Origin of the sequence: Winogradskyella psychrotolerans RS-3 (assembly GCF_000427335.1) — a bacterium.
Classification (GTDB): domain Bacteria; phylum Bacteroidota; class Bacteroidia; order Flavobacteriales; family Flavobacteriaceae; genus Winogradskyella; species Winogradskyella psychrotolerans.
The window spans coordinates 64,416-84,313 of record NZ_ATMR01000042.1; the positions used below are offsets into that span (position 1 = coordinate 64,416).

Here is a 19,898-nt window from a genome sequence, read left to right on the forward strand (position 1 = left end):
TATAGCTCCTAATAATGCACAAGTGTCTTGGCATTTTAATGAACATAATATTCAAAGTGCATGGAATTTTTCTACAGGCTCTGGTGTTACGATTGGTTTAATAGATACTGGAGTTTCAAAAACACAATCATTACTAAATTCAGTGGGAATTAACGATGGATATTCCTCTGGTCGTTTTGTTCAGAAATATGGCACGTTTATAGATTCTAATTGGTGGTGGTCCAGTAATTACGATGGTCCACACGACAAATGTGGTCACGGAACAGCAATGGGGTCTACCATGGCGTCTCCAAGAAACGATAATGGTATGCCGGTTGGTGTTGCCTATAATGCGAATTTAGTAGCTTACAGAGCAACAGAAGACGTGTTATTAAACGATTATCATGAAAGAAAAGGTGTGTCTCAGGCTTTAACAGATTTAGGTAATAGAAGTGATGTGAAAATTATTTCTATGTCCATAGGTTATGTGTGGTCAATTGGTAATATTAAAGATGCGGTAAAGTATGCTTACAGTAAAGATAAATTGATATTTGCTGCAGGCGGAACATCAACGAGTTTTACCAATGGATTTGGTGTTATATTCCCAGCAACCATGAGCGAAACTGTGGCTGTTACAGGTGTAAATGATGGAAGTAATTATGAGCGTTGTGAGACATGTCATAGCGGCAATAAAATAGACTTTACCATTATAATGGAAGGAGATAATACTACAAGTAAAGCTCCTCCAGTATTAGGATTTAATGATGGTCAGCGACGTTATACAGGTGGTTCTTCTGTCGCGACAGCAACTACGGCTGGTATAGCCGCTTTAATATGGTCCAGATACCCAAGTTGGAGTCGCACACAAGTCCTTAATAGATTAAAACAATCTGCTGAATTCTATCCAAATAAAATAGCAGTTTTGGTTATGGTAATATTGATGCTTTACAAGCTGTGCAGTAATCAGAATTGTTTAATAAAAGCAAAAGCCTCATTAGTAATAATGAGGCTTTTTTTATATAAAACGTTATGTTAATCAGCGTCTAAAACATGTTTTTCAAAAATAGATTGTAATTCTAGTTCTGGGTTTTCCGTTAAGCCAGAATGCGTTTTAGAACTTTGTATAACGGTGCTTCGTGAAGCTGCTAACCATCTAAATCTGTCTGACAATTCAAACTGAGCAATAGCTCCTCCAGAGGTCTCTCCTTTAGAAATTAATTCCCAAGATTTCAAATAACTATTTATGGCGTCTAAATCTAATTCGCATGAAAATGCATTCAATTTTTGTTGGTCGACTTTAAATTTTACTCCTAGAAATCTCTTTCGTTTAGAGAATAAAATCACTCCAATGTTGAAAAACTCTTCGCGCTCAACTCTAGGGACAAGTCTAATAATGGCATATTCAAAAGTAACTTTATCGTGCATCTTCAGCTTCTTTTACTAAGGTGTCAATTTTTAAAAGTCTTGAATTTAAGTATTCAATATAGGCTCTTCGCATTTCTTCTGGTGTCAGAGAATCCGATTCATTTGTCAGCCAGTCTTCAGGTATTTTGTAAATAATATCTTCAATTGTACTTTCGTTAAGCGCATTAACAATGGTTTTAGAAGCCTTACTTAAAAGCGACGCACGTTCTAAAAGAACATGATCTTTAATAAGCGGAAACGTCCTAGTGAGATGATTTTTCCATGTGTCCCAATTGTGATGAAAATAGAAACTTGCACCATTGTCTATAACCCACAATTCCTTATTCCAATTTAGTAAATTGGTATTCTTAACTGTGCGGTCTATATTACTAATGATACTGTCTAAAAGCACAATTTTAGAAGACGTTAAAGCGTCAGCAACTGAAACTAAAGGATCAAAAGTTATAGAGCCACTTAAGTAATGTAATCCCAAATTTAAACCAACACTAAATTTTAGTAAATCTTGTATTTCTTCATCGGGTTCAGTTTTACTAAAGGAATCATCTAAAGTCATAAAAACTAATTCCGGAACTTTTAAACCAATGGCTCGTGCTAATTCTCCACCAATAAATTCGGATATTAATGCTTTTGTGCCTTGGCCAGCTCCTCTAAATTTTAGAACATAAAGGAACCCATCACTAGCCTCTACAATAGCGGGAAGCGAACCGCCTTCTCTTAAGGGAGTGATGTATTTAACAACATCTACAGTTCTTATATCAATTTCACTCATGTTGGGTAGATTATAATTTTCTACTAATGGTTAAGCCGTCTCTAATAGGGAGTACAACGGTTTCTATTCTTTTGTCTGACTTTAAAAGTTGGTTGTAATTTAAAATAGATTGTGTTGAAATATCTTTTTCTCCAACAGGTTCAACTACTTTTCCATGCCATAATACATTATCAGAAAGTATGATGCCTCCTGGGTTTAGCTTATCTATTATTAAATGGAAATAATTACTGTAATTGGGTTTGTCGGCATCAATAAAAATCAAATCAAATGTCTCATCTAATTGCGGAATAATATCTAAAGCACTTCCTGTGTGCTGAATAATTTGTTGTCCATACTCAGACTTGTCAAAATATTTCCGTTGAAAATTAACCAATTCTTCATTAATATCAATGGTATGAAGACTGCCGTTTTTTTGAAGTCCTTCCGCTAAACATAGCGTAGCATAGCCAGTAAAAGTCCCTAATTCTAAAATAGATTGAGGTTTAATTAACTTTGATATCATGCTCAATACGCGACCTTGATAAGGGCCACTAAGCATAATGGGCTGCAATATTTTTTGATACGTTTCTCTGGTGAGTTGCTGTAATAAATCTGGCTCTTGCTCAGAATGGGCAACGATATAATTATCTAAATCCTCAGGTAAGAAATACATAAATAGTTCTATTGTAAAAGTGTTGAATGAATCAACTTACGCTTTTGTGGTTATTGTTGTTTGTTGTGAATTTGTCCATAAAAAACAAAATTACACCTATGATTATAAGACCAATTTTAATAGCCAAAGCTGTGTTTTCGCCTAATTCATCAATCTGACTTAAAAACATAATTGTAAGATTAAAGTAAGGTAATACAATCAGTAGGATGCCAGCTAAAGCTAGGTAAGCGCCAATTCTTTTCATAACTATTTTGGTTGAAAGATTTTTAATATAAACGATTTAAGATAGGATGCGTGAAACTAATTTCTGTTTCGCGGCTTCATCATCCCCACACAACCACTGTATCACATTGTCTTCCCAAATGGCATCACATTCGGTTTCCGTTATAATCTTTCTGTCTACGGCTAAGTCTAATATTTTTCCAGGATAAGACGATTGCTTTTCACTCTCCATTTCTCCAAGTGGGTAAGGATCATCTAATCCCATTAAGACTTGTTTAGAGCCTTGATTTCTAATTAATAGTTCTAGGCCACCTGTGTCGTGTACAAGTGTGTCAAAGAATATGTTTTTATGACCAACCGCTTTTCTTGGATGGCTTTTTCCTTCAAATAAATCTGGACGACCATCAAAACCTTGAATACGTCTTCCTAAGTTTATTTGTGCCAATTGTCCTCCATGTGCAAAGCAAGTTCGCATATTAGGATATTTGTCTTGGTACCCATTTAAAGTTAAGAAATGATATGCATCAGCACATTGTGCTAACATCCAAATTAAGTGAAATCTCCAAGACGTGTTTTCTAGTTTTATAAATTTTTCTCCATCGTAAGGATGAATTTCAACAGCAAGATTGTATTTATTTGCTAATTCGAAAATAGGCTCGTTTTCCTCATCAAAAATACAACGCCATGTTCCAATAGTATCCATATAATGGGTAGGTAAACATAAAAGTTGTAATCCTAAAACTTCTACACAACGCTCAATTTCCCAACATGCTCCTCTAACAAACCCAGGATGAACAACAAATCCACAGGTAAATTTACTCGGGTGATTATGTTGAATTTTGGCATTAAAATCATTCTGAAAACGTAAGGCTTGTTTCATCTCCTCAACACGTAATCCGTTTCCGTAAAGTTGAGATAGATTTAAAACAACCGCATGGTCAATATTAAAACGCTCCATCCATGCTAACTTTTCATTTAGGAAAAAACTAGAATCTGTAATTGGACGATTCCAATCTTTTTGAAGCATGAATTTGCGGTCTTTATCCACCCAAAAAATCCCTTTATCTTGCATAAATTGAGGGATTTCCTCTGGATAAGGAAGTAAATGTGAGTGGCCGTTTATTCTAAGTTTACGTTTGTTTGTCATATGTCATGCTGAGCGCAGTCGAAGCATCTCGTTTTGTCATTCCTGCGAAAGCAGGAATCTTATTAATTGGAATTCAACTTATTATTGAACCCTTTAGTTAGTTCTGTTTTATGAATTTAGAGTTTTTCCTTTTCGGAAAATCATCCGACCTTTAATTATCGATCTTCACCTTTTCTGGTGGTTCCATTACCTCACCACAATTCGGACATTTACGTTTATCCTTGTCTCCATAATATTTGTCGAAGATTATAGGCATATCGGTTTCAATATTTTCAACAGTGAAATCTTCTTCGTACAATTTGGTAGTACAATTTTCACAGAACCAAAGTAATGCATCCTGAACACCTTTTTCTCTAGGATACTCAATAACCAAACCGACAGTATTAGCTCTACGCTGAGGAGAATGTGGAACTTTTGGTGGTAAAAGAAAAATCTCACCTTCTCTAATATGAATGTCTTTAGGTTCACCATCTTCAATGATTTTTAAAACCATATCTCCTTCAATTTGATGGAAAAACTCTGGTGTTTCATTATAGTGGTAATCTTTTCTACTATTAGGTCCACCAACGACCATAACAATAAAATCACCATCCTTCCAAACCACTTTGTTACCAACAGGTGGTTTTAATAAATGACGGTTTTCATCAATCCACGCTTTAAAATTAATGGGAGGATATATTTTACTCATGGCTATGTTGTTTTTTGTCATTCCTGCGTAGGCAGGAATCTATGTTATTATTGCTTTTATTTTGGATTCCTGCGTTCGCAGGAATGACAAGTCATAAAGTTACAAAGATTTTGTTCTTCCGCCATCAACAGGAAGATTAATTCCGTTAATATAAGCAGCGCGTTCACTTGCTAAAAAAGTAATAGCATCTGCTAATTCTTCTGGTTTTGCGAAACGTTTGGCTGGTACGGCACTTTTCATAGCATTGGCTGCTTCTTCTTCAGTGTTACCCGTTTTAGCTGATTTGTTTTTAATGATTTCTGCTAAACGTTCTGTACCTGTGGCTCCTGGTAAAACATTATTCACTGTAATACCAAATTGCCCTAATTCATTGGCTAACGTTTTACTCCAGTTAGCCACTGCACCACGAATCGTATTACTCACTCCTAAACCATCTAAAGGTTGTTTTACAGAGGTTGAAATCACGTTGATTACACGACCATAACCTTCAGATTTCATAAACGGAACAACCGTTTGAACTAATACATGATTACATTTTAAATGTTGCGTAAAAGCGGATTCAAATTCGTCTACGTCTGCTGAAAAAACAGGACCTCCTTTTGGGCCGCCAGTATTATTTACTAAAATATGAAATCCATGATGTTTAGAAACATAGTCTGATACTTTGGCTTTCAATTCCGTAGGGTTTGAGAAATCAGCGACAATATAATCGTGTTGTCTTTGTTGAGGTAACTCGGCTAATGTAGCTTTTAATTTATCTTCATTTCTAGCAATTAAGGTTACTTGTACTCCTTCTGCTGCTAAAGCTAGTGCTGTTGCTTTTCCTATTCCTGCTGTGCTTCCGCAAACTAGTGCGTATTTGTTGTTTAATTGTAAATCCATAATATTTTGTCTGGTCGAGCGCAGTCGAGACCTGCCTAGTTTTTGGGATTATAATTTGAGTGTGTTGCATTTCTGCATTCAGATAGAATTTGTAACAAATCATAATCTCCTTTAGCTAAAGCATATTTTTTCTTTGCACTCCATTTTTTTATTTTCTTTTCAAAGAATATTGCTTGTTCAATATCGTTAAATTCTTGATGAAATATTAATTTTAAAGGTCTTCTTTTATATGTGAAACAATTTTTGTTTAATCCTTTTTGATGTTCTTCAAAACGTCTTGAAATGTTATTTGTTACTCCTGTATAAGTGAGGTTGTCTGAGCATTGTAATATGTAAACATAATAAGTTTTCATAAGCTACCTCTCGACTGCGCTCGAGGTGACATTTAATTAATACTTTATACAAACATTCTTAGCTTCCGTGAAAAAACGCAAAGCTTCAAAGCCGCCTTCACGTCCAACGCCAGAAGCTTTTACGCCCCCAAAGGGTGTTCTTAAATCGCGCATCATCCAAGTATTTACCCAAACAATTCCTGCTTGCAGTTGGTGACTTAATTTCATGGTGCGTTTTAAATCATTGGTCCATAATGTCGCTGAAAGTCCGTATTTAACTTTGTTTGCCATTTCTAAAACCTCGTCTTCAGTATTAAAAGGCATAATGGTGACGACAGGTCCAAAAATTTCTTCTTGGTTCACTCTGCAGTTGTCATTAGGAACTTCAATAACCGTAGGTTCTAAATAATAACCGTTTTCATAACCTTTAACAGTAACTTCATTACCACCACATAACACAGTTCCGTTTTCTTCTTTAGCGATTTCAATATATTCCTTTACTTTCTCTAAATGAGGTTTAGATACTAATGCTCCAATATTGGTATCTTCATTCGAAGGATGTCCAACTTTTAATGCTTTCACTTTAGCGACAAAGTCGGTTTTAAATTTTTCATAAATAGAGGCTTCCACAAAAATGCGACTGCCACATAAACAAATTTGCCCTTGATTAGCAAAAGAAGAACGAACCGTTGTATTCAGCATGTCTTCATAATCACAATCTGCGAAAATGATATTTGGATTTTTTCCACCTAATTCTAAGGATAGCTTTTTGAACATTGGTGCAGCGACTCTCGCAATATGCGCTCCTGTTGCTGTACCACCTGTAAATGAAATGGCTTTAATATCTGGATGTTCAATAATGGCTTGTCCTGTTGAGGTTCCTAAACCGTGAACAATATTTAACACGCCTTTTGGTAAACCTGCTTCATTACAAATTTCGCCTAATAAATAAGCGGTCATTGGTGTGACTTCACTTGGTTTCGCAACCACACAATTTCCGGCTGCTAGAGCTGGTGCAATTTTCCAAGTAAACAAGTAGAGTGGAAGGTTCCAAGGTGAAATACAGCCCACAACACCAATAGGTTGACGCAGAGTGTAATTGATGGCGTTTTGTCCTACGGATTCATGACTTTCACTTGCAAATTGCGTGATGGCATTTCCAAAGAATCTAAAGTTACTTGCTGCTCTAGGAATATCAACTGCTTTTGCTAAACTAACAGGTTTACCATTGTCTTTACTTTCGGCTTCTGCAAAACGCTGTAAGTTGGCTTCTAGTAATTCTGAAATTTTAATTAAGATTCTACTTCGTTCTTCTAGCGTCGTTTTACTCCAAGTTAGAAAAGCAGATTTTGCTGCTTTGTATGCGCTTTCTACATCCTCTTTTGAAGAATTTGGAATTTGCCCATAAACCTCTCCATTGGAAGGGTTGTAATTGTCAATCCAATTGTTTTGAGCTGGATTATGGAAATTGCCGTTTATGTAGTTTTTTATGTTCATGTGGTTTCAGATAAAAGAACCAAGATAATAGAGTCAAGATTTATAAGTCTACAATTCTTGGTTCTAGGTTCTTTAATCTTTTTTCTTATAAGCCATAACCTTAATTTCAACCACCAAATCAGGATGTGGTAATTGATGCACAGCAACTGTTGTTCTAGTTGGTCCTGTTTCTTTTTGGAAGAACTCTGCGTAGGCTTTGTTGTAATCGGCAAAGTCATTCATGTTGACTAAAAATGAGGTAACATCCACCACATCTTTTAAGCTCGCCCCAACTTTTTGAAGATTTTTATCGATGTTTTTTAAAACTTCTTGGGTTTGGGTATAGGCATTGAGGCGTTTTGTTCCCATGTCGTCTATAATATCGACGCCTGCAATGGTGTTATCTGGCCGACGAGAACTTGTGCCTGATACGAAAATAAAATCGCCTACTTGTTTTACATGTGGATAGGCTCCTCTTGGTGTTACTCCTGTTCCTGCAGAAGCAGGAATCTTATTGTCCTTATTACTCATAACTTAAATCTTATCGTCATTGCGAAGCAAATCTATTCATTTGCTGTGGCAATCTGTTTTTCTTTGTTTATACGTTCATTTTGTCTTGATACAAATTGCGAAGCACATCATGAGCTCCATAAAATAAGTATCTGCGAATAAACGAACCAAAAATCACGATCAATCTGAGGAAATTACTTCGGAACATTCGCTTTCAGAATTCCGTGCTTGAAGCTTCGCTTCGCATCTACATTCCTTCGCTCATTATTTCTACAGATTGATGTTCAATTCTTTGAATTGATTTGGGACATTCTTATTTACTAATTATTGTTTTCAATCCCAAGTTTTTAATTTTTTGCTAACAACTAACAACTAACAACTAACAACTAACAACTAACAACTAACAACTAACAACTAACAACTAACAACTAACAACTAACAGCTAATGCAATCCCGCAATCCGATCATCTTCTAAAATCGCTTCCGTTTCTACGTTTACTTTTTCTAAAATGTCTTTTAAATCATCATCGGATGACATAATGTTATCCGTTAACATATTTAAAATAGCCTTGTCTTGTGCTCGTCCTTTTAACATGGCTTCTCTATAACCAATGTCTTCGTTAAAGGTAACCAAACTATATTTTGATGAATACGCACTAGGAAATTCTTTTTCTAAAGCCATTTCAATTTTTCGTTTTTCTTGAAATATTGGATTCGCAACATGACCTTTCATTTCATGGAAATTGTCAATAGCTAAATCGGCAATGGCATCTGTATCTTTCTTCCTGTTTTTCTCGTAAGCTTCAAATGTAGCTTCCCAATTGTCAAGATTTTGGTCTAGTACTTTATCAAATTCAACGACATCTTCAAACGAAGCATTCATACCTTGACCATAAAATGGCACTATAGCATGTGCTGAATCTCCCATTAATAAGGTGTTGCCTTTATAATGCCAAGGGGAACATTTTACGGTTCCTAAAGCGGCTGTTGGATTTTCGAAAAAATCATCCACCAAATTCGGCATGATTTCCAAAGCATCTGGGAATTCTTTTTGGAAGAATTCCGTTACGATTTCTGGTGTGGTTAAATTATTAAAATTGTATTCGCCTTCGCTGTAACTTAAAAATAAAGTGACTGTAAAACTACCGTCTAAATTTGGCAAAGCGATAAGCATAAAGCTACTTCTTGGCCAAATGTGTAAAGCGTTTTTATAGGTTTTGTAACCACCATCTTCTTTTGGTAAAAAGGTTAGTTCCTTATAACCGTGACTTAAATACTCTTGCGAAAAACTGAAAAGGAATTTATGACTTAAATAATAGCTTTTTCGTAATGCAGAGCCAGCTCCATCTGTGGCGATAATGCAATCTGCATCTTCAATAAACTCATCTTTAGAATTGTAATCTTGAAATGTCGCAGTGGTTTTTTCGAAATCTACAGAGTTACATTTCTTGTTGAAATGAATGGTGACATTGTCGTGCTTTTCGGCTTCTGTTAAAAGTAAACCGTTGAGTTCACCTCTAGAAATGGAATTGATATATTCATAATCTCTTCCGCTGTAATTAGATAAAAACGTATTGCCTTCTTTATCGTGAATCATTCTGCCATTCATAGGAATGCACAAAGCTTTCACTTTATCTTCAATACCAACGAGTTTCATGGCTTTGTTTCCACGATCAGAAAATGCTAAATTGATGGAGCGACCTGCAGAAATATCTGTGGTTCTTAAATCTGGACGCATTTCGTACACAGTGACGTTGTAGCCTCTTTGGCCTAGTCTTAATGCTAATAGGCTTCCGCAGAGTCCTGCTCCGATGATTAGTATGTTTTGTTGTTTGTTGCTCATAAGTTTTTTTCAATCTGAACTTGTATCAGAATTTTTTTAGTTCTGTTCATTTTGTCTTGATACAAAACGAACCAAAAAATCACAATCAATCTGAGGAAATCCCTTCGGAACATTTGCTTTCAAAGGTTCATGCTTGAAGCTTCGCTTCGCAGTTCCACTTTTTTGCTCTTTATTTCTGCAGATTGATGTTCAATTCTTTGAATTGATTTAGGACTTGAATATTTAGTTAATAATTATTCAAACGGATTTTCGTTCCTTTCTAAATCTATATTCTCAACGGCATCTATATTATTAGAGAATTATGTTGAGCTCTTTAATATTTCTTTCATTTTTTCAACCATCAAATAAACATCTTCAAATGAATTATACAGTGGTACAGGTGCACATCTTATAACATCTGGTTCTCTCCAATCGCTAATGACTCCGGCTTCGGTTAATTTATCGTGTAATGATTTATCAGCCTTTAAAACTTGAATAGATAACTGACAGCCACGTTCGTCAGGATTCTCAGGTGTGATAATTCTTATGGTGTCTTCGCCTAAGTCTTTTAATAAAAACTCGAAATAACCAGTTAGTTTTTTTGATTTTTTAATGATCTTATCAATACCAACTTCATTAAACATATCTAAAGACGCTTTAATCGCAGCCATTGATAAAATTGGAGGATTACTCAATTGCCAACCTTCGGCTCCTGGTAACACATCAAACTCATGTCGCATATTAAAACGTGTGTCTTTGTTGTGGCTCCACCAACCTGTAAATCGGTTGAGGTCTTTATCGTAAGCATGTCGCTCATGAACAAAACAACCCGATAAACTTCCGGGTCCAGAATTCATGTACTTGTAAGTACACCAAACGGCAAAATCGGCTCCAGAATTATGCAAATCTAAATTAACGTTTCCGGCGCCATGTGCACAATCGAATCCGACTTTGCAACCATAACTGTGGCCAAGGTCTGTAATACGTTTGAAGTCGAAAAACTGACCCGTGTAATAATTGACACCTCCAATCATTATTAATGCAATCTCGTTACCGTGTGTTTTTAAGATAGCTTCTAAATCTTCATAATTTAATAATTCTTCACCTTCTCTTGGTTTCCAAAGAATTAATCCTTCTTTATCATCATAACCATGATGTCTTAATTGCGATTCTACAGCATATTTATCTGATGGGAAGGCGTCACTTTCAATCAGAATTTTATAACGTTCCTTTGTTGGTTTGTAAAAGGAAGCCATCATAAAATGAAGGTTAGCCGTTAAGGAATTCATTGTCACGACCTCAATAGGTTTTGCTCCAACTAGTTTTGCTGTAGCTTCAGCTAAAAATTCATGATAAGGTAACCAAGGATTTTTTGCATCTGTATGACCTTCAACACCTAAATTTGCCCAATCTTCTAATTCTTGATTTATATAGTCTTTGGTGGATTTTGGTTGCAAGCCAAGTGAATTTCCACAGAGGTATATAAGTTCATTTCCATGTTTGTCTTTTGGGATATGAAATTGTGTTCTATACTGGGATAATTCGTCTAAAGCGTCTTGTTTTTTTGCGTATTCAAGACCAGGTTTATAGTTGGACAATTTGAAAGGTTTTTCGGTTTGAAACAAAAATAGCATAATTATATGATATTTCCGTTAATCGATTAATCTAGAAAGTAGTAGGGAATTAAAAAGAATTAAATAGTTTTGCGCATATTTTTCTGGCTAAATTTATAGTCAATAATTATTTTATAGATGCTAAAAAAACTTTGGTTGTCCTATCGCCAATGGTATATTAGGTATAGTGGTTTCTCTAATGATCAAAAAGAAAAAGACAATTTATCATATTTTAGAGATAAATTGTTTGTTTCAATTTTAATATTAACACTTGCTTTAAGCTTATTGTCTTATATCCCTAGTGCAGGTATGGCCGTTGCACTAGATAAATGGTTTGTTTTTGTTATAGATAGTGTAGCCGTTTTGGTTATGTTGTTTTTGGTTTTGAATAAACGAATGCGGTTAACCACAAAGAAAACCATATTCTCTATCAACTTGTTTATGTTATCTTTTGCTTTAATTATTGATTTAGGGCTTAATGGTAATGGAACTATTCTACTCTTTATGCTAAGTGTTTTAATAACGCTTTATAGTGGGAAAAAAGCTGGTGTTAATTCTGTTATAGTGTCTGCGGTATTTTATGGTCTTATATTGTTTATTGATTATACTAAGTGGATAGATCTTCGGTTTTTTTCAGAGTCTCTAATAGAAGTATTATTTGTTGTTTTTATAAATAATGTACTTTTTGGTTTGCTTACAGTTCTTTCAGTTTCGTTTTTAATAGATCGTTTGCATAATGCGTTATTAAAAGAAAATGAATTGCAAGAAGAGCTTCTTGAGAAACATAAGAATGTGATTATTGCAAAAGAACGTGCAGAGGAATCTGATCAGTTAAAATCTGCTTTTTTGACTAATATGAGTCATGAGATTAGAACACCAATGTATGGTATCTTAGGTAGTGCTGAACTTTTAAAAGCATACCACCCAGAAGATGATGAGTACCAAGAATATGTTAAAGTAATTGAAGGTAGCGGAAACGAACTTTTAGATGTTATTACGGATATTTTAAATATATCTAAGATTGAAACTGGTCTTATGACTGTTAGAAAATCGTTATTTAATGTTAATGATCTTGTTAAAGCTGTTTATAAGTTGTTTTTGCCAGAAGCAGAAATAAAGAATGTTCAGTTTACTTTAAGTAATTTTATTTCTGAAAAGGACAGTAAAATAAATTCGGATAGCGATAAACTTACAGCAGTGCTAAAGCATCTGATAGAAAATGCAATAAAATACACTTCAAAAGGAGATAGTATTTTATTTAGCTGTAGTGTAGATAAGAATACTTCTCAATTAGAGTTTTTTATAAAAGATACAGGTGTTGGTATTCCTAAAGACAAAAAAGAAACAATTTTCAATCCTTTTTATCAAGTCGATGTTGGTAATAAACAAGGGCTTCATGGATCTGGTATTGGGTTGTCTATATCCAAAGCCTATATTGAAATGTTGGGTGGTAATTTGGTATTAGAAAGTGAAATTGGCGCAGGGACGTCTTTTAAATTCTATATCTCAACTGAAATATAAAACATTAGGTCTAATTTTAATATTCTATTTAAAAAAAAGCACTCTAACATAATTGTTGGAGTGCTTTATATATAATAGACGCCCTAAGGCGGAAAATGTAAGCTATGCGTTTTTAAGTTAAAACCTAGAACACGAATCTTACATTATAGGTTACAAAAATACAGTCTTATTTCTGATCATCCAAAGTAATACTGACATCAGTGAAATTCAAATTCCAACTGCCATTTTCTTGTCTGTGTTCTGTCGCAATTTTAATGCCGTTGTAATCTTTGTAATTTTCAAAAGTCGTTATTAACGAAGGTTCTTTGACGTTTCCTTTTCTGTAAATCCATTCTCTAATGATGTAGTCATTATCATAAAAAATATCATAAGCATCTCCTGGTGTGTAGCCACCTTCGTTAGGATAGGTAAGTGTTATCATATTTAGTTCTGTCTTGCTAATTAGAGCTTGTGCTTTTTTTGATTCTGAAATGGTAGCAGAGGTGTCCCACACCAATTGAAAAGGAACGAAAAGCCAGAATTTATCATTAATAAAACCTCTGTCATTGGCTATTTGTGTACTGTCCATATCGCTTCTCGAATATTTCTTTTCTCCATATAAAGATTCAAAAAGCACTTCATTGCTTTTAGGAAACCAAGACCAAGCGCGTCCTTTAGCACTTCTAGAATCGGTATCTACTTGAAAGGTGAATTTGACCTCTGAAACATTTTTCCAATGTTCAAAACCATGGGCATTCGCAATCTTTTCAGCTATGGATAATTCTTGTTTATCAACTTTTAAGGTCGCTTGCTCTGGATCAGATTTGCAATTTGAGACAAATACCAAACAGATTAAGCCAATATATAATGATTTCATAATAAAAGTTGTTTTAAATTACATGCTAAATTAATCAACCATGAAAGAGGATGCGAATTATTTTGAAGTTAATAAAGAAACTTGGAATAAAAAAGTAGGTATACATGCACAAAGTGAGATGTATAATCTTGACGCTTTTAAGAAAGGAAAAACCTCTTTGATGCCTTATGAGTTGAAAGCTTTAGGAAATGTAAAAGGGAAGTTGTTATTGCATTTACAATGCCATTTTGGTCAAGATACGTTGAGTTGGAGCCGAATGGGAGCGAGGTGTGTCGGAGTAGATTTGAGTGATGAAGGTGTGAAATTAGCAAAGCAATTAAATACCAATTTACAACTCGATGCAGAGTTTGTATGCTGTAATGTTTTAGATACGTCTAAGCATGTTTCTGAAACCTTCGATGTTGTGTTTACAAGTTACGGAACTATTGGTTGGTTGCCAGATTTAAGGCCTTGGGCAAAAATGATTTCAGAACGCTTAAAAGTTGGAGGAATATTTTACATTGTAGAGTTTCATCCTATTGCATGGATGTTTGATTATGTAGATGGACAACCTAAAATGACATATCATTATAGTCAGGATGATGTGATTTATGAAGAATATGAAGGTACGTATGCGAATCAAGATTCAAAAATGGTGAGTAAGGAGTATGGTTGGAATCATGGCTTAAGCGAAGTTGTTAATTCACTTATTGAAGCCGGTTTACAAATTGAATACCTCAATGAATTTGATGAAAGTCCCTATGACGTATTTCCAGGTTTAGTAAAAACCGAATCAGGAATGTATAAGATGAATAATCAATTGTTTCCTATGATTTTTGAATTGAAGGCGACGAAAATTTAGTTAGTCACTCTTCCGGTGTTTTCAGTTTAAAAAAGCCTGGGATCAATAAAAATTAAACATACAATGTTGAAAATAATTACACTTTTAATCTTTTTGTTTAATATCAGTATTAGTAATGCTCAAACCATTAATGGTGTTGTAAAAGATTCTTTGTCAGGAGGAGTCATAGCGTATGCTAATATTCTTTTAAAGAACGGGAAAGGAACCTACTCAGATGAATCTGGAAGCTTTAAGTTGAATATAAAAAACATTAACACTGATACTTTAAAAATTTCGACAATAGGTTATAAGTCTAAAGTTATACCAGTCAATTTGTTTAAAAATAACTTGATTTATAAAGTTTTATTAGCGCCTAAAACGGAAGGTTTAGATGAGGTTCTTATTTCTAATAAAAAGCTAAAATATGGTGAAAAGGAAATTTTAGGAGAACAGCGCGAGGGGAATCAGAGTGTGACGTCTTTAATAGGATATGAAACGGCTGTTTTAATTGAGAATCCTAAAAACAAAATAGGAAAAGTAAATGGAGTTTACATCAACCTAAAAAAGAGAAAAGATGCCGAATATATAGCCACTTTTAATGTGAGATTTTATCAGGTTGATTCTATTGCTAATACACCAGGAAAATTAGTGTATAATGAAAATATATACGTTCAACCTAAAATAAAAAATACAGATTATGGGTTAATGTTGAAGATCTAGGTATTCCCTTTCCTAAAAATGGAATATGTGTAGCTGTAGAAATGGTTAATACATATGGTAAGGTTAAAAAGTACGCTTATTTTGGTCCCATGTATAGATATACATTTACAGAGGATAAGATGTTGCAGACTTGGTCTAATTATCACAACTCGGGTTGGAGAGATGGATCTATTGAGTATAAAAATCCAAAACGTACCAAAGTGGGAGTTTTAAACCCTATGATTGGTATTGAAGTGGAGTATGTTTTGGAATAAGTTTTTTAAAATATTTTAAGACCTGTCAGATTTTAAAAAAACCTGACAGGTCTTAAGTTTTAATGCTTCTTATCGTCCTTTAACAACTGAGGGAACTTAGTTTTAAATTTATTTAATCTAGGAATAGAAACGTTTCTAATATAACCTTGATTAGGATGTAGGCGCTCATAATTTTGATGGTAATCTTCAGCTATCCAAAATTTTTGAAAGGGATAAACTTCAGCTGCTATTTTAGTATCTAATTCTTTTGCTAATGCCGCTTTTTTATCTTGTATGATTTTCTTTTGTTCGTCATTTTGATAAAATATAATAGAACGATATTGCGAGCCATGATCTGGTCCTTGTCCATTAGCTTGTGTGGGGTCTTGTGATCCAAAATAGATATCAACTAAAGTTGTAAAATTTATGACTTCAGGATTGTAAATAATTTCAACAGCTTCTGCATGTCCTGTTTTACCAGTATTGCTTGCTTCGTAAGTTGGGTTTTCTGTATGTCCGCCAGCATAACCAGAAATGGATTCTTCAACACCTTTTACGCTTTCAAAAATAGCTTCAACACACCAAAAACAGCCACTGGCAAAATAAGCTCTTGCTTTACCATCTTTTAACGGCACCACTACGGGTTCTGCATCTATTACGGCTTTTTGTTTAGTATTTGTCTGTGCTTGATTGTGACAACTGAATAGTATTGTAATGGCTAAAATGCTTAGAAACTTTTTCATATTTTAATTTTTCTTTATTTAAGTAGTCGTATAAAGTTACATTTCCTTAAGTGTAATAGTTTTAAAATTATATTAAAAGAAATACAGTTAGACCTGTTTAAACAAGAAAAGCCTTTGCAATTGCAAAGGCTTAGATATTTTATGTAGTGAATGTTTACTTGCTAAGTTTAGCAAATAACTTATTCATTTTAACTCTTTCTTCGTCAGCTAAAGCGGCATCAACTAAGATACGTCCACTATGCTCATCAGTAATTACTTTCTTACGAGAAGCAATTTCTACTTGTACTTGTGGTGGAATTGTAAAGAATGAACCTCCAGATGCACCACGCTCAATAGCAACAACAGCTAAACCATTTTTAACGTTGTTTCTAATTCTTTGGTAAGCATTAACTAAACGCTCGTCAATCTTCTTCTTAAAATCCTCAGACTTACTATTAAGTGCTTCTTCTTCTTTTTCAGTTTCCTTCAAAATTTCATTAAGCTCTCCTTTTTTATGCTTTAAATGCGCAGTACGGTCTTTTAAACGATCTTTAGTTTCAGAAATAACTTCTTTTTTCTGCTCTATCTGAACTTTAAATTCTTTAATGTGCTTTTCAGCCAATTGAATTTCTAATTCCTGAAATTCAATTTCTTTAGTCAGTGAGTTGTATTCTCTGTTATTTCTAACATTTTTCTGCTGCTCACTATATTTTTTAATTAAAGTCTTAGCTTCTTCGATTAAGTTTTTCTTAGATTTAATCTCATCATCAATAATAGTTAGGCTATCATTTAGCTTTTCCATTCTTAAGTTAAGTCCTTCAACCTCGTCTTCTAAGTCTCTAACTTCTAAAGGAAGTTCTCCTCTGACGTTTCTTATTTCGTCTACTCTAGAGTCAATTAATTGTAAATCATATAGTGCTCTTAACCGCTCTTCAACAGAAACTTCAGCTTTTTTTGCCATAATTATAGATACTTTATCGGATTTGTATTTGTCTTTGATAAAATGATTGCAAAATTAGTGATTTTTTTCGAGAGATAGTCTACTAAAAATGATTTTGTGAACTGTTCGCTTTCATAATGTCCAATATCTGCCAATACAATAGCGTTTTCTGCACTGAAAAAATCGTGATATTTAAGGTCTGCAGTAATTAAAAGATCAGCGTTGGCAGCTTTTGCGGCAGATATAGCAAAACTTCCTGAGCCGCCTAAAACGGCTATTCGCTTTATGGGTTTATCTAAGGGTTTTGAATGCCTTATGCACTCCGTTTGCATTTTAATTTTTATAAAATTAAGGCAATCTTCGGTTTCCATAGCATTTTTTAGCTCTCCAACCATACCGATACCTATATGCTGATTTGTGTTTTCTAAGGTTGAAATTTCATAAGCTACCTCTTCATAAGGATGTGCATCAAAAAGCGTTTTTAAAACCTTAGACTCTAGATGTTTTTTGAATGTCACAGAAATTGCCACTTCCTTTTCCGTATGTAACTCACCTTTTTTACCTATTACAGGATTAGAATCTTCATTTCCTAAATATGTGCCCTCTCCTTCAACATTAAAACTACACGATTCGTAATTGCCAATACTTCCTGCTCCAACATTAAATAAAGCTGTTCTTAGCTCTTCTGCATTTGCTTTTGGAACATAAGTCTGTAGCTTTTTAATAGTGCCAGATTGTGGTATTAAAACCTTTTTATTAGTTAATCCCAATTGATCACAAATAATAGAGTTAACACCTTGAAACGCATTGTCTAATGCCGTATGAATAGAAAATATGGCGATATTATGTTGAATGGCTTTTATAACTACGCGTTCTACATAAGTTTTACCAGTTAGTTTTTTAAACCTGAAAATATAATAGGATGGAAGCTCACAATAAGATTACAATTATTTTCAATGGCTTCATCTACGACTGCTTCAAGCGTATCTAATGTAACAAGAATACCAGAAACATTTTGATTTTTATCTCCAACTAAAAGTCCAACGTTGTCAAAATCTTCAGCATAAGCTAACGGAGCTAAGTTGTGCAAGTGATTAATTACGTCTTGTATAATCATAAGTGTATATTTGTTTCAAAAATAATATAATTTAGCTGCTGTGAAGTTTATACGCATCATATTGTTTCCTATTGTTCCGTTTTATTACCTAATTACTTGCTTGCGTAATTGGTTGTTTAATGTTGGTTATAAATCGTCTAAATCTTATGACTTTCCTGTGATTTGTGTGGGGAATCTCAGTACGGGTGGAACGGGTAAAACTCCAATGATAGAGTATTTAATTCGACTTTTAAAAGACGAAAATTCACTTGCGACATTAAGCAGAGGTTATAAACGTAAAACTGAAGGCTTTGTTTTAGCAAATGAAAGCGCAAGCGCAGATACTATTGGTGACGAACCTTTTCAGTTTTATAGGAAATTTAATGGTATTACTGTAGCAGTTGATGCAGACCGACAAGCTGGTATTTCTAAGCTTAGAGCCTTAAAGTCACAACCCAAGGTTATCTTGTTAGATGATGCTTTTCAACATAGAAAAGTAAAAGCGGGTTTTAATATCCTTTTAACGGCATATAATAATCTTTATTACAAGGATATCGTTTTGCCAACAGGTAATTTGAGAGAACCAAGATCTGGTGCTAAACGAGCAGATTTAATTGTGGTTACTAAATGTAAAAAGAGTATTTCGGAAACTGAAAAGGAAATGATTGCTTCTAGGTTAAATATTAAAAAGAATCAACTCTTATTTTTTAGTTATGTGGATTATGCTTTAGAAGTGCTATCGGAATTGGATTCTAAAGAGTTAAGTAAACTTCAGAAATTTACATTGGTCACAGGAATAGCCAACGCAAAACCCTTAGTTGATTTTTTAGTTGAAAAGGGGTTGGAATTTGACCATCTAGAATTTAGTGATCATTATGATTTTAGAGTGTCTGATATCAAAAATTTAGAATCAAAGACTTTAATACTTACAACGGAAAAGGATTATGTGCGATTAAGCAATTATAGAAGTTTAGAAGAAAAATTATATTACTTACCTATAGAAATTAAAATAGATAAAGCAGCGCAATTTAATGCCGCTGTTAGAGGCTTTGTTAACTAAAGAAGCTAGATATTATTTTTTCTCCAGAAAGTGCTGCGTGCAATTTATCTTCAAAATCATCTTGTTTAAAAGGCTTTGAAATAATATCATCAAAACCAGCATCACCAAACTCGTGCATTTTGTCTTCTAAGGTCACAGCTGTTAGTGCAAATATGGTAAGCTCTTTGTCAAATGTTCTTATGATTTTTGTAGCTTCTAATCCGCTAATACCTGGCATATGAATATCCATTAAAACAATATCGTATGTAACTTCTTTAACTATTTCTACTGCAGCTTCTCCATTATCAACGACATCACAATATAGATTCATTTTATTTAGAATCTTTTTAGTAATCATTTGATTGATTTTGTTGTCTTCTACAATGAGAATCTTAACGTTACTTAAATCCAATCCTTCCATCTTATTTACTTTT

The 19,898-nt window shown here is 34.0% G+C and carries 22 protein-coding genes and 1 pseudogene; 6 read left to right on the plus strand and 17 right to left on the minus strand.

Going from position 1 to position 19,898, the window contains the following annotated elements; translation table 11 throughout:
• Positions 1-22: 22 nt before the first annotated feature.
• Positions 23-1,015, plus strand: a complete 993-nt coding sequence (locus ADIWIN_RS21165) for a S8 family peptidase (RefSeq protein ID WP_020895346.1) — start codon at positions 23-25, stop codon at positions 1,013-1,015.
• On the opposite strand, the gene ADIWIN_RS03805 is transcribed toward ADIWIN_RS21165, so the two are convergent.
• The 12 genes from ADIWIN_RS03805 to kynU form a co-directional block, all read right to left on the minus strand.
• Positions 1,012-1,404, minus strand: coding sequence for a DUF3037 domain-containing protein (locus ADIWIN_RS03805; RefSeq protein ID WP_020895347.1), 393 nt, complete (start codon positions 1,402-1,404; stop codon positions 1,012-1,014). The two genes, ADIWIN_RS21165 and ADIWIN_RS03805, sit on opposite strands and share 4 nt — an antisense overlap.
• The gene (locus ADIWIN_RS03810) at positions 1,394-2,173 is read right to left on the minus strand and encodes a HipA family kinase (protein ID WP_020895348.1); all 780 of its coding nucleotides are present in this window, start codon (positions 2,171-2,173) and stop codon (positions 1,394-1,396) included. Before ADIWIN_RS03810 ends, ADIWIN_RS03805 begins: the two co-directional genes overlap by 11 nt.
• A 10-nt stretch (positions 2,174-2,183) precedes the next feature.
• A complete protein-coding gene (locus tag ADIWIN_RS03815) occupies positions 2,184-2,825 on the minus strand; it encodes an O-methyltransferase (protein ID WP_020895349.1) in 642 nt (213 codons plus the stop codon).
• Positions 2,826-2,856: 31 nt separating this feature from the next.
• Positions 2,857-3,069 (minus strand): hypothetical protein, encoded by a 213-nt coding sequence (locus ADIWIN_RS03820; protein WP_040756473.1) that lies wholly within the window; start codon positions 3,067-3,069, stop codon positions 2,857-2,859.
• A 36-nt stretch (positions 3,070-3,105) separates the two neighbouring features.
• Complete coding sequence (locus ADIWIN_RS03825) at positions 3,106-4,194, minus strand: amidohydrolase family protein (protein ID WP_040756474.1); 1,089 nt, start codon at positions 4,192-4,194, stop codon at positions 3,106-3,108.
• Between the two features lie 151 nt (positions 4,195-4,345).
• The gene (locus ADIWIN_RS03830) at positions 4,346-4,882 is read right to left on the minus strand and encodes a 3-hydroxyanthranilate 3,4-dioxygenase (protein ID WP_020895352.1); all 537 of its coding nucleotides are present in this window, start codon (positions 4,880-4,882) and stop codon (positions 4,346-4,348) included.
• Between the two features lie 99 nt (positions 4,883-4,981).
• A complete protein-coding gene (locus ADIWIN_RS03835; RefSeq protein WP_020895353.1) occupies positions 4,982-5,764 on the minus strand; it encodes an SDR family oxidoreductase in 783 nt (260 codons plus the stop codon).
• Between the two features lie 35 nt (positions 5,765-5,799).
• Positions 5,800-6,117, minus strand: coding sequence for a GIY-YIG nuclease family protein (locus tag ADIWIN_RS03840; RefSeq protein WP_020895354.1), 318 nt, complete (start codon positions 6,115-6,117; stop codon positions 5,800-5,802).
• Positions 6,118-6,153: 36 nt separating this feature from the next.
• Positions 6,154-7,593 carry an aldehyde dehydrogenase gene (locus ADIWIN_RS03845; protein WP_020895355.1) on the minus strand — a complete coding sequence of 480 codons (1,440 nt, stop codon included), beginning with the start codon at positions 7,591-7,593 and terminating at the stop codon, positions 6,154-6,156.
• A 72-nt stretch (positions 7,594-7,665) separates the two neighbouring features.
• Positions 7,666-8,103, minus strand: coding sequence for a RidA family protein (locus ADIWIN_RS03850; RefSeq protein ID WP_020895356.1), 438 nt, complete (start codon positions 8,101-8,103; stop codon positions 7,666-7,668).
• A 421-nt stretch (positions 8,104-8,524) separates the two neighbouring features.
• Positions 8,525-9,925, minus strand: coding sequence for an FAD-dependent oxidoreductase (locus ADIWIN_RS03855; RefSeq protein WP_020895357.1), 1,401 nt, complete (start codon positions 9,923-9,925; stop codon positions 8,525-8,527).
• A 299-nt stretch (positions 9,926-10,224) separates the two neighbouring features.
• Positions 10,225-11,502 carry a kynureninase gene (gene kynU / locus ADIWIN_RS03860; RefSeq protein ID WP_040756502.1) on the minus strand — a complete coding sequence of 426 codons (1,278 nt, stop codon included), beginning with the start codon at positions 11,500-11,502 and terminating at the stop codon, positions 10,225-10,227.
• A 153-nt stretch (positions 11,503-11,655) separates the two neighbouring features.
• Between kynU and ADIWIN_RS19375 the strand changes: the two genes are divergently transcribed.
• Positions 11,656-13,038, plus strand: coding sequence for a sensor histidine kinase (locus tag ADIWIN_RS19375; RefSeq protein WP_051155398.1), 1,383 nt, complete (start codon positions 11,656-11,658; stop codon positions 13,036-13,038).
• Between the two features lie 166 nt (positions 13,039-13,204).
• On the opposite strand, the gene ADIWIN_RS03870 is transcribed toward ADIWIN_RS19375, so the two are convergent.
• Entirely contained in the window at positions 13,205-13,894 is a 690-nt protein-coding gene (locus tag ADIWIN_RS03870) for a hypothetical protein (protein WP_020895360.1), read from the minus strand.
• 40 nt (positions 13,895-13,934) lie between these two features.
• On the opposite strand from ADIWIN_RS03870, the gene ADIWIN_RS03875 reads away from it, so the two are divergent.
• From ADIWIN_RS03875 to ADIWIN_RS03885, 3 genes are all read left to right on the plus strand, one after another.
• Entirely contained in the window at positions 13,935-14,735 is an 801-nt protein-coding gene (locus ADIWIN_RS03875; protein ID WP_020895361.1) for a class I SAM-dependent methyltransferase, read from the plus strand.
• Between the two features lie 63 nt (positions 14,736-14,798).
• A complete protein-coding gene (locus tag ADIWIN_RS03880; protein ID WP_020895362.1) occupies positions 14,799-15,434 on the plus strand; it encodes a carboxypeptidase-like regulatory domain-containing protein in 636 nt (211 codons plus the stop codon).
• A 41-nt stretch (positions 15,435-15,475) separates the two neighbouring features.
• Positions 15,476-15,688 carry a hypothetical protein gene (locus ADIWIN_RS03885; protein ID WP_040756476.1) on the plus strand — a complete coding sequence of 71 codons (213 nt, stop codon included), beginning with the start codon at positions 15,476-15,478 and terminating at the stop codon, positions 15,686-15,688.
• Between the two features lie 59 nt (positions 15,689-15,747).
• Here the strand turns inward: ADIWIN_RS03885 and msrA are convergent, their stop codons facing one another.
• The 3 genes and pseudogenes from msrA to ADIWIN_RS03900 all read right to left on the minus strand — a co-directional run bounded on the left by msrA (position 15,748) and on the right by ADIWIN_RS03900 (position 18,446).
• The gene (msrA, locus tag ADIWIN_RS03890; protein WP_020895364.1) at positions 15,748-16,410 is read right to left on the minus strand and encodes a peptide-methionine (S)-S-oxide reductase MsrA; all 663 of its coding nucleotides are present in this window, start codon (positions 16,408-16,410) and stop codon (positions 15,748-15,750) included.
• A gap of 154 nt (positions 16,411-16,564) precedes the next feature.
• A complete protein-coding gene (locus tag ADIWIN_RS03895; protein ID WP_020895365.1) occupies positions 16,565-17,350 on the minus strand; it encodes a zinc ribbon domain-containing protein in 786 nt (261 codons plus the stop codon).
• A gap of 2 nt (positions 17,351-17,352) precedes the next feature.
• Positions 17,353-18,446 (minus strand): annotated as a pseudogene (locus ADIWIN_RS03900) (Nif3-like dinuclear metal center hexameric protein).
• Between the two features lie 40 nt (positions 18,447-18,486).
• Here ADIWIN_RS03900 and lpxK point away from each other — a divergent pair.
• Positions 18,487-19,485, plus strand: coding sequence for a tetraacyldisaccharide 4'-kinase (lpxK, locus tag ADIWIN_RS03905; protein ID WP_040756478.1), 999 nt, complete (start codon positions 18,487-18,489; stop codon positions 19,483-19,485).
• Here lpxK and ADIWIN_RS22105 read toward each other — a convergent pair.
• On the minus strand, positions 19,478-19,885 hold the full coding sequence (locus tag ADIWIN_RS22105; protein ID WP_020895369.1) for a response regulator: 408 nt from the start codon (positions 19,883-19,885) through the stop codon (positions 19,478-19,480). The genes lpxK and ADIWIN_RS22105 overlap by 8 nt on opposite strands.
• Between the last annotated feature and the right edge of the window lie 13 nt (positions 19,886-19,898).

What these genes read in the sequence shown, in the direction of transcription:
- ADIWIN_RS03805 (WP_020895347.1), bottom strand. Translation starts at nt 1,404, where the DNA reads ATGCACGATAAAGTTACTTTTGAATATGCCATTATTAGACTTGTCCCT.
- ADIWIN_RS03810 (WP_020895348.1), bottom strand. Translation starts at nt 2,173, where the DNA reads ATGAGTGAAATTGATATAAGAACTGTAGATGTTGTTAAATACATCACT.
- ADIWIN_RS03815 (WP_020895349.1), bottom strand. Translation starts at nt 2,825, where the DNA reads ATGTATTTCTTACCTGAGGATTTAGATAATTATATCGTTGCCCATTCT.
- ADIWIN_RS03820 (WP_040756473.1), bottom strand. Translation starts at nt 3,069, where the DNA reads ATGAAAAGAATTGGCGCTTACCTAGCTTTAGCTGGCATCCTACTGATT.
- ADIWIN_RS03825 (WP_040756474.1), bottom strand. Translation starts at nt 4,194, where the DNA reads ATGACAAACAAACGTAAACTTAGAATAAACGGCCACTCACATTTACTT.
- ADIWIN_RS03830 (WP_020895352.1), bottom strand. Translation starts at nt 4,882, where the DNA reads ATGAGTAAAATATATCCTCCCATTAATTTTAAAGCGTGGATTGATGAA.
- ADIWIN_RS03835 (WP_020895353.1), bottom strand. Translation starts at nt 5,764, where the DNA reads ATGGATTTACAATTAAACAACAAATACGCACTAGTTTGCGGAAGCACA.
- ADIWIN_RS03840 (WP_020895354.1), bottom strand. Translation starts at nt 6,117, where the DNA reads ATGAAAACTTATTATGTTTACATATTACAATGCTCAGACAACCTCACT.
- ADIWIN_RS03845 (WP_020895355.1), bottom strand. Translation starts at nt 7,593, where the DNA reads ATGAACATAAAAAACTACATAAACGGCAATTTCCATAATCCAGCTCAA.
- ADIWIN_RS03850 (WP_020895356.1), bottom strand. Translation starts at nt 8,103, where the DNA reads ATGAGTAATAAGGACAATAAGATTCCTGCTTCTGCAGGAACAGGAGTA.
- ADIWIN_RS03855 (WP_020895357.1), bottom strand. Translation starts at nt 9,925, where the DNA reads ATGAGCAACAAACAACAAAACATACTAATCATCGGAGCAGGACTCTGC.
- ADIWIN_RS19375 (WP_051155398.1), top strand. Translation starts at nt 11,656, where the DNA reads ATGCTAAAAAAACTTTGGTTGTCCTATCGCCAATGGTATATTAGGTAT.
- ADIWIN_RS03870 (WP_020895360.1), bottom strand. Translation starts at nt 13,894, where the DNA reads ATGAAATCATTATATATTGGCTTAATCTGTTTGGTATTTGTCTCAAAT.
- ADIWIN_RS03875 (WP_020895361.1), top strand. Translation starts at nt 13,935, where the DNA reads ATGAAAGAGGATGCGAATTATTTTGAAGTTAATAAAGAAACTTGGAAT.
- ADIWIN_RS03880 (WP_020895362.1), top strand. Translation starts at nt 14,799, where the DNA reads ATGTTGAAAATAATTACACTTTTAATCTTTTTGTTTAATATCAGTATT.
- ADIWIN_RS03885 (WP_040756476.1), top strand. Translation starts at nt 15,476, where the DNA reads ATGGTTAATACATATGGTAAGGTTAAAAAGTACGCTTATTTTGGTCCC.
- msrA (WP_020895364.1), bottom strand. Translation starts at nt 16,410, where the DNA reads ATGAAAAAGTTTCTAAGCATTTTAGCCATTACAATACTATTCAGTTGT.
- ADIWIN_RS03895 (WP_020895365.1), bottom strand. Translation starts at nt 17,350, where the DNA reads ATGGCAAAAAAAGCTGAAGTTTCTGTTGAAGAGCGGTTAAGAGCACTA.
- ADIWIN_RS22105 (WP_020895369.1), bottom strand. Translation starts at nt 19,885, where the DNA reads ATGGAAGGATTGGATTTAAGTAACGTTAAGATTCTCATTGTAGAAGAC.